Here is a 14,250-nt window from a genome sequence, read left to right as displayed (position 1 = left end):
TCAATCCTTCGAAGTAGCGGGTTGAGCGGAGAGCGAGCGAGAGCTGGACCAACCGCCGAGGAAGCGATCGAAGAGGGCGTTGACATAGAGCCCGTTGGAAAGATGGACGCGGAGGCCGGCGGCGGCCGGGTGATAAGCCCAGAGCGGGAAGAGCGACTGCGCCACCGCCACCGCGCCGAAGGAAACGACGGCCAAGAGCATCAGCGACCATTCGAGCGGCCCGGGCGAGGGCGGGGGCGGCAAGACGCCATGCATCAGCAAGTCCGACAGGCGGTGAAGCCCGAAATAGGCTGTGGCGGCGGCAATCGAATAGAGCGTCGTCCGCCAGGTCAGCGCCCAAGGGGCCGCATCGGCCAGTCCCTGCGCGATGAGATAGGCGACGCCGAAGATCAGCATGGCGCCGAGCGCCAGCGCTTGCGGCGACATATGGCCAAAGCCGAACAGCAGGCCGATCACCGCGTAGATGGCGAGCGCCAGCAGAAAGGCGCGACCGACGGCCTTTGCGTCGGGGATCGCCACCGGGCCGGGCCGGCGGATGGACGCGACCCGTTCGATGGCCGAGCCGGACGCCAGAAAGGCGTGCGCCTTGTAAAGAGAGTGGGCGACGATGTGTAGCAGCGCGATCGGAAACAGGGCGAGACCGCATTGCAGGATCATGAAGCCCATCTGCGCGACCGTGGACCAGGCCAGCGACGTCTTCACCGCCGGCTGGGTCAGCATCACCAAGCAGCCGAACAGCGCGGTGAACCCGCCGACCATGACCAGCACCGCCAGCACGCCGGGCGCCTGCAACATGACATCGGCAAAACGGATAAGCAGGAAGCCGCCGGCATTGACGACCCCGGCATGCAGGAGGGCGGAGACGGGCGTCGGCGCCTCCATGACTTCCGTCAGCCAGCCATGGGTGGGAAACTGCGCGGACTTCAGGAGTGCGGCGAGTGCGAAGAGAGCGGCCGCGCAGACCGTGAGCGGTAGTTCTTGCCCCTGCCGCGCGGACGCCAGAATGGCGGCGATGTCTCCGGTTTCGAAGGAAACGGCCAAGAGCCCGGATGCACCGATCAGCGCCGCGTCGCCGAAGCGCGAGACGATGAACTTCTTGCGCGCGGCTCGCCGCGCAGCCGGCCGCTCCGGATAAAACAACAGCAACCGATGCAACAGCAGGCTGGCGCCGACCCAGCCGATGATCAGCATCAGCAGCGAGCCCGCCTGAACCAGCAACAGGACCGCAGCCAGCGTCGCCGTCATCCAGCCGGTGAATGCCCCTTGCCGGGCCTCGCCGTCGAGAAAGACGCCTGCGAAACGAAGCACCACCCAGCCGACGAAAGAGACGAGGGCGAGCATAACAAGACTGACGAGATCCAAGCGAGCAGAGAGCGTGACATAACCGATACCAATGGCGGGGCTGGTCCCGGCCCCATACCTGCCGATCACGAACGCGGAAGCGGTAACAACTATTATGGAACACACGGCTGCGATCTCAGCGGCGCGGACTGCTCTTCGCGGACGACGCCCGGGAGACATGAACGCGAACACGGAAGCTGCCGCGAAAAACAACGGCGCGAGCAACGGCAAGGCATGGATCATGAAAACGCTCCGATCAAAAGCCCAGCCCCGGACGGCGGCATAGGCCAATTCACGGCTTTGTTATCAGGCGAAGTTCCTCAATAAAAATTCATTGTTTCTGCAATTTAATTCTATAAAATAGATTTATGCTGGAACTGAACTATCATCATCTGCGCTATTTTCGCGCCGTCGCCCATGACGGGAACCTGACGCGCACGGCGGAACGCCTCAATCTGTCGCAGTCGGCTTTGTCGATCCAAATCAAACAGTTGGAGGAGCGGCTGGGACATGCGCTCTTCGAGCGCAGAGGTCGGCAACTGTTTCTGACCGAAGCCGGCCGGATCGCGCTCGATCATGCCGACACGATTTTCTCCGCCGGCGAAGAACTGGTCGAAACCCTGAAGGAGACAGGGCGAAGTCGACGCGCCATCCGCATCGGGTCGCTCGCGACGCTGTCGCGCAACTTCCAGATCGAGTTTCTCCGTCCGATTCTCGGCCGGTCGGACGTAGACATCATCCTGCGTTCGGGCAGCGCCGGGGAATTGCTGGGCGCGTTGGAGGGACTTAATCTCGACATCGTTCTTCTGAACCAGCCGCCCATGGCCGAAGCCGCCACGCCCTTCATCGCCCAGCATGTCTATCAACAGCGGGTGAGCCTCGTCGGCCGACCATCCTATGGCGAACCAGGCGCGAAACTCTCGGATCTATTGGCCACTCATCCGGTGATATTGCCCACGCTCGAAAGCGGCGTGCGCACGCAGTTCGAGGCGTTGGCGACGCGCCTCGGCGTATCCCCGCAAGTGGCTGCAGAAGTCGACGACATGGCGATGATGCGCCTCCTGGCGCGTGAGGGCGCGGGCCTCGCCGTGCTGCCGCCGATCGTCGTCAAGGGTGAACTCGAAACGGGCGCGCTCGTGGAATTCGACGCCCTGCCTGGGATGATCGAATCCTTCTATGCGGTGACGGTCAAACGCCGCTTCCCCAACCCGCTGATCGGCCCGCTCCTGGAACCCGCACTGGAGCGGACGATCGGGACATGACGAAAAATGGTTGCCGACGGTTTCGCCCGGCGCCGCACACTGTCTATGTTCCAACGCTGGAGCGCAATGCACGCTCCAGCCCATTCCAGCTGCATGACGGACACACCGTCAGTCCGCCTTCGCGAGAGACAGCAAGCCGTCATAGAGCGCAGTCGCCAAGGGATCTACGCCGGGCGCCTCCTCGTTGAGCCTGAACGTCGTCGCCACCAGCTTGCCGCGACCCAGCCGTTTCTCGACCAGAAACGCAGCCGGCTTGTGGACCCAGCCGACGACAACGCCGGCATGAACCCGGCCCTGAAACTCCCAGGGGCGAAAACCCGCCATCAATTGCTGGGGCGCGACCGTGCTGAAGGACAGATCGAACAAAGGGCCGCCCGGGATCACCGAAAAGGCGCCGTCTCGCCGAAGCCATGAGAAATTGCCCACCCAGTCACCGCGCCAGATCGTCTTGTGACGATTGACGAGATTATAACCGGGGAAGCTGAAGTAAGGGCCGGAGATCATGCCGCCGGCGCCGGGATCGATCTCGATCGACATGGGGCCGTCGCGCGGCGGCGTGTCGTCGCGCAGGCGGCCCGGCTCCTTGGCGACGATCTGCAAAACGCGCAGACCCGAATGGATCGCTTCCACCCGCGCCGCGTCGATGTCGCCGGTGACGAAGACCTCGCTGTCGCCGATATCGACCTGCTCATGCCCAAGCGCCACCAGACGCGCAGCGATATCCTCGGCGTCGGACGCAAACCGAACCGGCTGCAGGTCCTTGCGGCTCGCATGGATCGAAATCGTCTCGGTGTTGCGCGCCAGCCGCTGGCCATTCGGACCGAGGATGCTGAATTCCGCCGTCCTGCGATCTGCGCCGGCCGCCCTGCCCGACCCTGCGCAAATTTCGACATCCTGCACCTGCATCGGCGAAGAGGATCGGAGCGCCACATCGCCGCTCTCATCGCCAAACCGCCATACGAGGCGACTGCCTTCGGGCAATGTTGCCCCGCCGGTGGCAATCTTGAGATCGAACGTCGCATCGTCGCCAGAGGCGATTGCGAAACGTCGCGCGCCCGGCGATATGACGATATCGGAATTCACCTCCGGGAGCGCCTCGGCGAACACGCGAGGATTGCGCGCCATGTCCATCAGCCCATTGCCTTCCCAATGGACATCGGTGAGTTCGGTGATCACATATCCACCGATCGGCGCATGGCTGCGGATCACCTCGAGTTCATATTTCAGGTTCATGTGCTGGTGCCACTGCACCTGCTCGATGAAGCTCGAAAACGCTCCGAAGACCTGCCCCAGGCCGAGCTCGCGATAGCGCGCCTCCACGCCTTGCGGCAGCGCGACGCCATCGGCCCAGGTGGCTCCATAAGGCATCCACCAGGGATCGCGGCCGTTCTCGTCACGCAGCTTGGCCGGATCCGGCAGGCCCCAGACGCCGAATTCGGACAGGATCAACGGCTCCTGCTTGGTCCGGACCGCTTCATTGTCCTGAGAAAAGGTCCAGTCCGGATTGCCCGCGAATTCCTGGCAGAGCCTGTCCCATTCCTCACGGCGATCGACCGCCGTGCGATAAAAATGATAGTCGTTGATATCGGTCTTGACGTGGACATTGGGGAAGCAGGCGGAATTGTCGACCACCAGGCGCAGCGGATCCTCCGCGCGCAGCCAGTCCACCATCGCCGAGATCCATTCGCGCTGCTCGGCGGCCTCGCGCAACCGCGTGCCCCAGTCTTCGTTGATCAAGGTCCAGATCACGATCGACGGATGGTTGCGGTCCCGCGCCAGAATCCCTTCCATCGTGGCCCGCAACCGCGCGCTCGAAGCGGGGGAATATGTCTCGATATTGGGGATCTCCGTCCAGATCAACATGCCCAGACGATCGGCGACGTCGTAGTAGCGCGGGTCAGGCACTTTGATGTGGCAGCGCAGGCAGTTGAGCCCCATGGCCTTGGCCTTGCGAAGCTGGTCTTCCAGCATTTCGAGCGAGGGCGGGGTTCCGAAACCATCGGGATAATAATCCTGGTCGAGCGCGCCGCGGAGATAGAGTGGTTCGCCATTAAGATGTAGATAGCCGTCCCGGGTTTCGAACTTTCGAAAGCCGATCCACTGACGCGCTCATCCATGACAGTATCGCCAGCCCGCAGCGTGGCGCGAACCTTGTAGAGAATCGGCGCATCCGGCGACCAGGACTCGACGTCGTTCAGCGATACGCTGTGCCGGCCTTGCCCACTATCGACAGCGCAGGAACTCGTATGCACCACCGTCCCGTCCGCACTGGTGATTTCGAAGGCGAGCGACAGGGCCGATCCTTCGGAAACGCCGGCCAGGATATCGAGCCGGCCTTCCGGCCATATCGGGTCCAGCCGAAGCGTGCCGATATGCAGCGGATTGCGCGCTTCAAGTCGCACCGACTGCCAGATGCCCCCTTGGGGACCGTACCAGCTTTGCTTGCCATGCGGGATTTCTGCGAAATCGGTATGATCGCCGCGACGACGCGCGTCCGGCAAGGTAGCGATCACCTCGACGACATTGTCCTCTTTCAGCACATGCTCCGGGATGACGATCTCGAACGGCAGATAGCCGCCCTCGTGACTGCCGATCTCAAGCCCATTGACCGAAACGACGGCGAATTCGCTCACCGCGCCGAAGCAAAGCGCCACTTGCTTGCCGCCCCAGCCCGCCGGGATCGAAAACGCGCGCTGGTATGTCGCTTCGCCGAAACTGACGGCGAGATCGTCGAAGCAGGCTTGCCACGGCGCCGGCACTTTCGCCTGCCGCCAACCGGCCTCCTTCTCGAAGCGAAACTGCCACATTCCATCGAGGGAAATCGCCGTGCGAAGCGGCGTCCGGGATTGGCGGGGCATGGGGAATGGGCATTCATCGGGTTTTCCTCGGCAAGGCGATTTCGGTCCAGGACATGCGAGCGCCGAGCCCGCATGTCCTGGTGGGAGGCCAGCCCCGACAAGCAGGGCTGGAGGGGACGGTCAGCGGTTGCGGCGCAAGATGCGTTCCGCGCCGGCCTGCATGGCTTCCAGCGCAGCCTGGGGTTCGGAGCCGGCGAGCCACATGGCGTTGAGGTCGGTCGTCATGGCGTTGTAGATGCCGCGCTGGTTCTGGATCTGCGGCAAGGACGTGGCGTTGTTGGCCGTGTCGGCAAATTCGGCGCGATGCGGCAGCGCCTTGAATTCCTCGGATCCCAGCACCGACTGGCGCACCGAAAGGTGACCCGTCCGCGACCACTGGAAATTGTTGTCGTTGAGGAATTTGATGAAGGCGAGCGCGGCTTCGGTCTTCTCGGCGCTGCGGTCGTCATTCTTCGGCATGACCCACATATGGCTGTCGGCCCAGACGGCCGGCTTCGAGAACAGCTGCGGGACATTGGCGACGCGATAGTTCTTGAGCGCGACCTTGCCGCTCTTGGCCTGCGCGTCGTAATTGTCGACGCCCCAGGTGCCGTTGATCAGGATGCCGGCTTCGCCGTTCAGGAAAGCCTGCTCGGAACCGGGATAGTCGAGCGCGGGATTTGCGAGACCTTCGGAATAGATCGAGGAAATCAATTTGGCGGCGTTCAGGCCTTCGGGCGTATTGATGCTGGCCGTCTTGCCGTCGGCGGAAATCACGTCGACGCCCTGCTGCCAGACCAGCGAGTCGAAGATGCGCACCATCGTCCCCTCGGAACTCTGCGATTCCACGGCGATGTAGAATTTCCCGGTGGCTTCCTTGAATTTCTTGCCGTGCTCGATCAGTTCTTCCGGCGACTTGGGCAGGATCGGCGTGCCGTCGGCGTTGACGAGGCCAGCCTGCTTCATCAGGTCCATATTGACGTGGAACAGTTCGGCATGCAGGTCATAGGGCAGCGCATAGACTTCGCCGTTGGCGCTGGCGTTCTTCAGCGCGGCCGGCGCGAAATCTGCGGTGTCGATGCCGATGTCGGCCATCGGCTTGGACAGCGGCGTCAGCAGATCGCGGCCGGAGAAGTTCGGCATCACCGACGCATGCATCACCGCGACATCCGGAACGTTGCCCGTCGAATACGTCGCCGTCAGCAGATCGTAATAGGCGCCCCAATCCACCGTCTGTGTGACGACCTTGGCGCCGATCTTGTTCTCGGCGTTGAACTTATTGGTCAGAGCGGTGATAATGCCGCATTCGCCGTAGGCTTTGGACATGTCGGTGACATTGCTGAATTCGGTGTTGCAGTCACCGAAGAAGCGAAAGAACGAGATCTCGGCGGCGCTGACTGCGCCGGTCCAAAGCGAGGTCATCAAGGCCGTGGCCAGCGCCAGGCGCTGTATCGTTTTTGTCTTGCGCATCATATCCTCCTGTCGATGCGGTTGTCGTTATCTCGCCCGGCTCGCCGGGACAGAGGGCGTCTACTTGCCGGCGCTCATGGCGACACCCGCCACGATAAAGCGCTGGAAGATCAGAAACAGAAGCACGATCGGCAGGCTCGCGAAGACGGCAGACGCCATGACGGAGCCCAATCCCTCGGTGAAGGCGAAATTGCCCTGGATCGACGCCAGCCCGAGGGTCACCGTGTACATGTCGGCCTTGGTGGCCGAGACCAACGGCCACAGAAAGTCGTTCCAGGCGAAAATGAAGGTGAACAGCCCCAGCGTGGTCAGCGCCGGCACGGAAAGCGGCAGCATGATCTTGAGAAAAATCGTCATCCGCGAGGCATGATCGATCGCGGCGGCTTCCTCCAACTCCTTGGGCACGCCGCGAAAGAATTGCGTCATCAGGAAAACGCCGATCGGTACGGCCACCCGCGGCATCACCAGCGCAAAGTGAGTGTTGTGCAGGCCCCAATCGGAAAACATCGTGTGCAACGGGATGAAAACCGACTGTTCCGGGACCATCAGACCCGCGATCATCAGCAGGAAGAGCGTCTTCTTGAACGGGAACTCGAGACGGGCGAACGCGTAGCCCGCCATGGACGAGACGACCAGAACCACGCACGTCATCGAAACGGCGACCAGGAAACTATGCATCAGCCAGTTCGGCACGGTTTCGAGTTTCAGCAGTCCGATATAATTGTCCAACGTGAACGGGATCGGCAAAAATCCGGCCGTGGAGCGCATCAGTTCCTGATTGGGCTTCAGCGACATCGCAACGACCCAGATGATCGGGGCGAGCCACAGGATCGCGAAGGCGACGGTGGCGCCGAGGATCAGCGTATCGGTGATGCGGCGAGCGCCGATTGCGCGTGCGGTGGCCATCATTCCTCTCCCTTGCGGCCGAGCCAGAGCTGCAGCATGGTGAAGCCGAACATCAGGATGAACAGGCCGACGGACATGGCCGATGCATACCCGACCTGCCAGTCGCGGAAGCTCGTCTCGTAAATGTACTGAACCAACATTTTCGTCTTGTTGGCCGGCCCGCCCTGGGTCATCAGATGCGCCTGGCCGAAGATCTGGAACTGGCCGACGATCTGCAGCACCAGCACCAGCAGCAATGTCGGGCGGATGGAAGGCAATGTGATCCGGATCAGCGTGGTGAACCGGCCCGCATGATCGAGTTCGGCTGCTTCGTAGAGCTCCGAGGGAATCTGGCTGAGCGCGGCCAGAAACAGCGCCATCGGCAACCCGACGCCCCACCAGAGCGTCGTCAGAGCGAGCGACGGCATGGCGAGCGTCGGATGACCGAGGAAATTGATCGGCTTGACGCCGAACAGATTGAACAGCGGCACGAGCAGACCGTTGTCGGCGGACAGCACCATCGACCAGATCAGCGTCACCACGGACACCGAGAAGACGCTGGACATGAAGAAGATCGACCGCAGCGCACCCTTGAGCCTGCCGTCGCCAAAGACCGCCAGGGCCAGAGCCAAAGCCAGAACGGTCATGGCGGGAACGGTCATGACGACGAATTTCAGCGTGTTGCCGACCGCCTTCCAGAAAATCGTGTCGGCCCAGAGGTCCTGATAGTTCAGAAACCCGATGAACTCCCGATAGTCGCCGGCGAGCTCCCAGTCATGCAGGCTGATCCACAATCCCTTGAAGAAGGGATAGACGAGAAAGGTGCTATAGATGACGAGGAACGGCGCCAGGAAGACAAAAGCCGCCAAGGCGTCGCGGCGACGGACGATCTTGTGCGTGACGGCTGTCATGCGCCAGCCTCCGCATGCCGGGTGATGGCAACGTCGTCCCCATTGAAGACATGCCGAATACCCGCGCCGATGGCGAAATGAACGCGTGATCCGATCGCCGGCGCGACCGCGCCCCGCACCTCCGAAACAATCGAAGCGCCGTCGACGAGCGTGGCGTAGACAAGCTGGCTCGACCCGAGTTGCTCGACCACGTCGACGACGCCCGCGATCGATCCGTCCGCGGACGGCGTGAGATTTTCCGGCCGTAGCCCGAGCGTGACTTTGTCGCCGGTCCGGACCGATCCCGGCGCGACCTTCGCCTGCACGCGGGCGCCGCCGGGCGCCGACAGTTCCACGTCGCCGCCGGCCACGGAGACAACCGTGGCGGGAATGAGATTGATGCGAGGAGCGCCGAGAAAGCCCGCCACGAAAGCATTGACGGGGCGCTCATAGAGTTCGATCGGCGCGCCCACCTGCTCGATCCGCCCCGCGCGCAGCACCACGATCCGGTCGGCCATCGTCATCGCTTCGGTCTGGTCATGGGTGACATAGATCATCGTCGCGGCAAGGCGATGATGGAGCTTCGCAATCTCGGTGCGCATGGACACGCGCAAGGCGGCGTCGAGATTGGACAAAGGCTCGTCGAATAGAAACACGTCGGGTTCACGCATGATGGCGCGACCGATGGCGACGCGCTGGCGCTGGCCGCCCGACAGGGCCCGGGGCTTTCGTTCGAGATAGGGGCCGAGCTGCAGAATATCGGACGCCTTGGCGATGCGCTGGGCGATTTCCGCCTTGGGCGTGCCGATATTCTTCAGCCCGAACGCCATATTCTCGCGAGCGGTCATATGCGGATAGAGCGCGTAGTTCTGGAACACCATGGCCACGCCGCGATCACGTGCGGCGACGTCGTTGACCCTGTTGTCGCCGATCCGGATCTCTCCGCCGGTGATGGTTTCGAATCCGGCTATCATTCTCAGGAGGGTCGACTTGCCGCAACCGGACGGCCCGACGAACACCACGAACTCCCCGTCCCGGATCTCGAGCGAGACATCGCGAATGACGTTCACGGCGCCATAGTCCTTCGACACGTTCGCCAACGCTACCTTCGCCATTCACCCCTCCCCGAGCGATTAGTTATAATTTAGCGTTTATAACCTATTTTATTATCAGGCAAGCCCCGGCGAATCTTTTGAACGGCGAAACTTCGTGTTAAGCGATAGGCAGCATAGCGTGAGGGGCCGCGTGACCAAGAAGCCGACCATGTCCGACATCGCCACCGCCTGCGGGGTTTCGCAGGCGACGGTGTCGCTTGTTCTGAACAATTCGCCGGGGACCCGCGTTTCGGACGCCACACGCGCCGCAGTGCTTCAGAAAGCCGAAGAGATCGGTTATAAAACCGGCCATCGCCGCTTTGAGCAACGCCGCCTGATCGCGATGATCATCAACGAAGTGTCGAGTTCGCCGCATGTGGCAGGCCTGATCGAAGGGGTCTCTGAAGCCGCCAACGATCTCGGCTTCCTCACGACGATCATTCCGACGGCCGGAGACGACGACGCCGAGCATTCGGCGCTCGAACATCTGGCGGGCCTGCCGGTGGCGGGCGTCATCTACACGCGCCTGATCACCCAACAGATCGAACCGCCTCCTCAACTCGCACATTGGCCGACAGTGCTGCTCAACTGCCATGCGACGGGCGACCCGTTTCCGAGCGTCGTGCCCGGCGATCTCGCCGGCGGCATGGCGGCGACCCTGCGATTGATCGCGGCCGGCCACAGGCGGATCGCCTATATCGGCGGCGAGGACACGATCGAAGCCTCGCGCGAGCGCATCAAGGGCTATCGCCGCGCATTGACGACCAATGATATTCCCGTGGATACGTCATTGATCATCAAGGGCGGCTGGACCATCAAAGGCGGCTATAACGCCTTCAAGAAACTGCAGAAGCTCCAGACGCCGCCGACCGCCATCTGCTGCTATTGCGATCGCACCGCGATGGGCGTCTATGCCGCCGCCGCCGAAGCCGGTCTTTCGATACCGGACGACATCTCGATCATCGGTTTCGACAACGAATCCTTCACCGCGGACATGCTGCCGGCGCTGACGACGCTGGAATTGCCGCACTACGACATGGCGCGCTGCGCGGTCGAGCAATTGGCTGAAATGATCGCCACGCCGAAACGCCGGCATGGCCATCACAAGCTGAAAGTCGAGTGCGAACTCATCGAGCGCTCCTCCGTTCGCCCTCTCGACCGAACAGAGCCGGAGCCCGCTTAGATCGGGCTTCGCAACTATTGGAAACGCAGGCGAGCGATTGAACGGGACCTTCGCTCCACGGTGGCCCTTCAGAGCAACGCGACGGGTTTCGTCCACTGAATGAGAACGACGCAACCCTCCTCGGAGGCGACGGAATGGACCGTGCCTTCCGCGTTGGCGACCAGCGAGCCGGGACCATATCGGCCAGATTCGTCGCTTTGCGAGCCTTCGAGCACCAGGATTGTCTCCAGACCGGTATGCAGATGCTTGGGCACGCTGGCGCCCGGAGCGTATCGAAGCAGCGCCAGCTCCGGCTCGCCACGGACAAGGCGGCAGATTTCGACGCCGTCGCGAAAATATTCGAAGGTACATTGACGCCAGGCGCCGGTCAGAAAGTCAGCGATATGCAGCGGTTCAGTCATCAAGCGCCTCGACAATCTCATCGACGGTGGCCGCCCAGCCGACGATCGCGCCTTGGGCGGTGATCATGTCGATGGCGGCTTTCTTGAATTCGGGAAAATAGCTTTCGGTGGCGTCGGTGGCGAGAAGGCACTCATAGCCGCGATCATTGGCCTCGCGCATGGTCGTCTGCACGCAAACCTCGGTGGTCACGCCGGCGAACACCAGTTGGGAGACGCCTTTGCCCGCAAGGATGTCGCCGAGCGGCGTCGCGTAGAAAGCGCCCTTGCCCGGCTTGTCGATGACCGTTTCACCCTCGACCGGATAGAGCGCTTCCACGATATCTGCGCCTGCTTCGCCCGCGATCAGAATGCGGCCCATGGGCCCGGGGTCGCCGATCCGCAGCGACGGTTTGCCCCGCGTCCGTTTCGCCGGAGGGCAGTCGGAAAGATCGGCCGCATGGCATTCGCGCGTGTGAATGACAGGCAGTCCCGCCTTGCGGAAGCCTGCAATCAGCCTGGCGGTGGCGGGAATGATGGCCTGAAGCAGGGAGACGTCGTTGCCGAGCGTCGCGCCGAAGCCGCCCGGCTCGATGAAATCGCGCTGCATGTCGATGACGATGAGCGCCGTTTTCGCCGGAACGAGGGTGAAATCGAAGGGTCGCGCCTTGATCGTCGCCATCAGTGATGTCCCGCCATGTGTTTCCCGATCTCGCCGATATCGGCGCCCGCCGCCTGGGTTTCGAAGACGACGGATCCTTCCGACATAACCAGAATGCGATCTGAAAGCTCGAGGATTTCGTCGAGATCCTCGCTGATCAACAGCACCGCCGCCCCCGCATTGCGGGCGGCCATGATGCGGGCGCGGATATCGGCGACGGCCGAGAAATCGAGCCCGAAACACGGATTTGCGATGAGGAGGAGATCAACCTCTCCGTTGAGTTCGCGCGCGAGCACGGCGCGCTGCACATTGCCGCCCGACAAAGACGATATCGGCGTGTCGAGCGAGGCTGTTTTCACGTTGTATTCGCCGACCAGCCGGGCGGCGAGCGAGGCCATGCGGCGGCCCTCGAGCCAGAATTTCGATGTGCCGGCGGAAAAGTCGAAGTCACGGAAGAAGATGTTTTCGGCGACGCTCATCTTCGGCGCGCAGGCGTTGCGCAGGGGCTCTTCCGGCAGAAAGCGCACATTCAGCGCCCTCACCTCGCTGCGGCTGGCGCGGAACGACGTATCCCCGACCCGGATCTGGCCCGCCGACAGCGGCCGTTGGCCCGATAGCATCTCCATCAGCTCCATCTGGCCATTGCCGGAAATTCCGGCGATGCCGACGATCTCGCCGGATTTGACCTGGAGATCGGCGATAGCGATCGTCTTCAGACCCGAACGATCCGACGCCTTGGCGCCCGACATCGTCAGAACGGGCTTGCCGTCCATCGCCATGCGGGCGGCGGGCCGCACGAGTTCCTTCTCTCCGATCATCATCGCGGCCATATCCACCGTCGAGAGATCGGCGACCTTGCCGCCGCCGACATGCTCGCCGCGCCTGAGAACGGAGACTTCGTCGGCGAAGGCGGTCACCTCGCGGAATTTGTGCGAAATCATCAGGCAGGTCAGTTCGCCCGATGTCGTCAGTCCGCGCACCATGCCCAACAATTCATCCGCCTCCGCCGGCGTCAACACCGATGTCGGCTCATCGAGAATGAGAAAGCGGCGACCGAGATAGAGCTGCTTAAGCAGTTCCAGCTTCTGTTTTTCCCCGGCCGCCAGTCTGCCGACCGGCACGTCAAGAGGAACGGCGAACGGCATCGTCGACATGAAGGCCGAGAGCGCCGCGCGCTCCCTCTCCCAATCGATGCGCGAGGGCGCGTCGTTGCGGCTGATCACCAGGTTCTCCGCCGCCGTCAGCGACGGCGCGAGCGTGAAGTGCTGATAGACCATGCCCAGGCCGAGATCATGCGCCGCGCGCGGATCCGGGACCTCCACTTCGCGACCCTCCACCGCCATCTGCCCCGATGTCGGGCGATAAAAACCCATCATGCATTTGACGAGCGTGGATTTGCCGGCGCCGTTTTCACCGAGAAGAACGTGAAAGGAACCGGCCGCGACCCGGATCGACACATCCTTCAAGGCCGTGAAAGAGCCGAAGCGCATGGTCATGCCGATCGTCTCGACGCCGATGGCGCGCGACGGCGCCTCCTGCTGGAGCGGCGGGACTCTCATGGCAGCGCCTCAACGAATTTGGCGCTGTCGGAGACCGAGCCGAACACGCCGCCCTGCATCTTCACCATCTTGATGGCGGCGGCGTGGTTGCCGGGGTCGGTGGCGGCGCAGCAATCCTCGAGCAGCAGGCATTCGAAGCCGCGGTCATTGGCCTCTCGCATCGTCGTGTGCACGCAGACATCGGTGGTGATGCCCGAAAGCACGATGTTCTCGATGCCGCGCGTGCGCAGGAGCAGTTCGAGATCGGTGGCGCAGAAGGAGCCCTTGCCCGGCTTGTCGATGATCGGCTCGCCCTCCAGCGGCTTGAGTTCATCGATGATCTCCCAGCCCGGCTCTCCGCGCACCAGGATGCGGCCGCAAGGCCCGGCGTCGCCGATGCCCGCGCCGATCTGGCGCGAACGCCAGCGCTTGTTCGGCGGCAGATCGGAAAGGTCCGGCCGATGTCCTTCGCGGGTATGGATGATGTGGTATCCCTTGGCCCGCATCGCCGCGAGCACCGTCTTGATCGGTTCGATCGGAGCGCGGGTGAGCGAGATGTCGTAGCCCATCGTGTCGACATAGCCCCCGGCCCGCAAAAATCCGTCTGCATGTCGATGATGATCAGGGCGGTGTTTTCCGGCCTGAGATCGCCGTTGTAAGGCCAGAGATAGGGATCGGCCTGAATGGTGGTCATCACGGTCTCCATTCCTTC

The 14,250-nt window shown here is 62.6% G+C and carries 11 protein-coding genes and 2 pseudogenes; 2 read left to right on the top strand and 11 right to left on the bottom strand.

The window, feature by feature from the left end; translation table 11 throughout:
• A complete protein-coding gene (locus H2O14_RS25035; RefSeq protein WP_182830048.1) occupies positions 1 to 1,584 on the bottom strand; it encodes a proton-conducting transporter membrane subunit in 1,584 nt (527 codons plus the stop codon).
• A 125-nt stretch (positions 1,585 to 1,709) separates the two neighbouring features.
• Between H2O14_RS25035 and H2O14_RS25030 the strand changes: the two genes are divergently transcribed.
• Positions 1,710 to 2,603, top strand: a complete 894-nt coding sequence (locus tag H2O14_RS25030; protein ID WP_182830047.1) for a LysR family transcriptional regulator — start codon at positions 1,710 to 1,712, stop codon at positions 2,601 to 2,603.
• 108 nt (positions 2,604 to 2,711) lie between these two features.
• Here the strand turns inward: H2O14_RS25030 and H2O14_RS25025 are convergent, their stop codons facing one another.
• The 6 genes and pseudogenes from H2O14_RS25025 to H2O14_RS25005 all read right to left on the bottom strand — a co-directional run bounded on the left by H2O14_RS25025 (position 2,712) and on the right by H2O14_RS25005 (position 9,800).
• Positions 2,712 to 4,700, bottom strand: a complete 1,989-nt coding sequence (locus H2O14_RS25025) for a glycoside hydrolase family 2 TIM barrel-domain containing protein (RefSeq protein ID WP_312858738.1) — start codon at positions 4,698 to 4,700, stop codon at positions 2,712 to 2,714.
• 68 nt (positions 4,701 to 4,768) lie between these two features.
• Positions 4,769 to 5,410: pseudogene (locus tag H2O14_RS28175) on the bottom strand (sugar-binding domain-containing protein); the annotation flags it as partial.
• A 171-nt stretch (positions 5,411 to 5,581) separates the two neighbouring features.
• Positions 5,582 to 6,910 carry an extracellular solute-binding protein gene (locus H2O14_RS25020; protein ID WP_182830046.1) on the bottom strand — a complete coding sequence of 443 codons (1,329 nt, stop codon included), beginning with the start codon at positions 6,908 to 6,910 and terminating at the stop codon, positions 5,582 to 5,584.
• A gap of 60 nt (positions 6,911 to 6,970) precedes the next feature.
• Complete coding sequence (locus H2O14_RS25015) at positions 6,971 to 7,819, bottom strand: carbohydrate ABC transporter permease (RefSeq protein WP_182830045.1); 849 nt, start codon at positions 7,817 to 7,819, stop codon at positions 6,971 to 6,973.
• Complete coding sequence (locus tag H2O14_RS25010; RefSeq protein WP_182830044.1) at positions 7,816 to 8,706, bottom strand: carbohydrate ABC transporter permease; 891 nt, start codon at positions 8,704 to 8,706, stop codon at positions 7,816 to 7,818. Before H2O14_RS25010 ends, H2O14_RS25015 begins: the two co-directional genes overlap by 4 nt.
• Positions 8,703 to 9,800, bottom strand: coding sequence for an ABC transporter ATP-binding protein (locus H2O14_RS25005; RefSeq protein WP_182830043.1), 1,098 nt, complete (start codon positions 9,798 to 9,800; stop codon positions 8,703 to 8,705). The genes H2O14_RS25010 and H2O14_RS25005 overlap by 4 nt, the downstream gene beginning before the upstream one ends.
• Positions 9,801 to 9,930: 130 nt before the next feature.
• Between H2O14_RS25005 and H2O14_RS25000 the strand changes: the two genes are divergently transcribed.
• Positions 9,931 to 10,962 carry a LacI family DNA-binding transcriptional regulator gene (locus H2O14_RS25000; RefSeq protein WP_182830042.1) on the top strand — a complete coding sequence of 344 codons (1,032 nt, stop codon included), beginning with the start codon at positions 9,931 to 9,933 and terminating at the stop codon, positions 10,960 to 10,962.
• A 68-nt stretch (positions 10,963 to 11,030) separates the two neighbouring features.
• Here the strand turns inward: H2O14_RS25000 and H2O14_RS24995 are convergent, their stop codons facing one another.
• The 4 genes and pseudogenes from H2O14_RS24995 to H2O14_RS24980 all read right to left on the bottom strand — a co-directional run bounded on the left by H2O14_RS24995 (position 11,031) and on the right by H2O14_RS24980 (position 14,244).
• Complete coding sequence (locus H2O14_RS24995) at positions 11,031 to 11,363, bottom strand: cupin domain-containing protein (RefSeq protein WP_182830041.1); 333 nt, start codon at positions 11,361 to 11,363, stop codon at positions 11,031 to 11,033.
• The gene (locus tag H2O14_RS24990; RefSeq protein WP_182830040.1) at positions 11,356 to 12,021 is read right to left on the bottom strand and encodes a cysteine hydrolase family protein; all 666 of its coding nucleotides are present in this window, start codon (positions 12,019 to 12,021) and stop codon (positions 11,356 to 11,358) included. The genes H2O14_RS24995 and H2O14_RS24990 overlap by 8 nt, the downstream gene beginning before the upstream one ends.
• Positions 12,021 to 13,559 (bottom strand): ABC transporter ATP-binding protein, encoded by a 1,539-nt coding sequence (locus H2O14_RS24985; RefSeq protein WP_182830039.1) that lies wholly within the window; start codon positions 13,557 to 13,559, stop codon positions 12,021 to 12,023. The genes H2O14_RS24990 and H2O14_RS24985 overlap by 1 nt, the downstream gene beginning before the upstream one ends.
• Positions 13,556 to 14,244: pseudogene (locus H2O14_RS24980) on the bottom strand (cysteine hydrolase family protein). The gene H2O14_RS24985 and the pseudogene H2O14_RS24980 overlap by 4 nt, the downstream one beginning before the upstream one ends.
• Between the last annotated feature and the right edge of the window lie 6 nt (positions 14,245 to 14,250).

The organism is Rhizobium sp. G21 (assembly GCF_014158035.1).
GTDB lineage: Bacteria > Pseudomonadota > Alphaproteobacteria > Rhizobiales > Rhizobiaceae > Rhizobium_E.
Note: the sequence above shows the minus strand (reverse complement) of the source record. Positions and strands in the feature narration are given on the sequence as shown.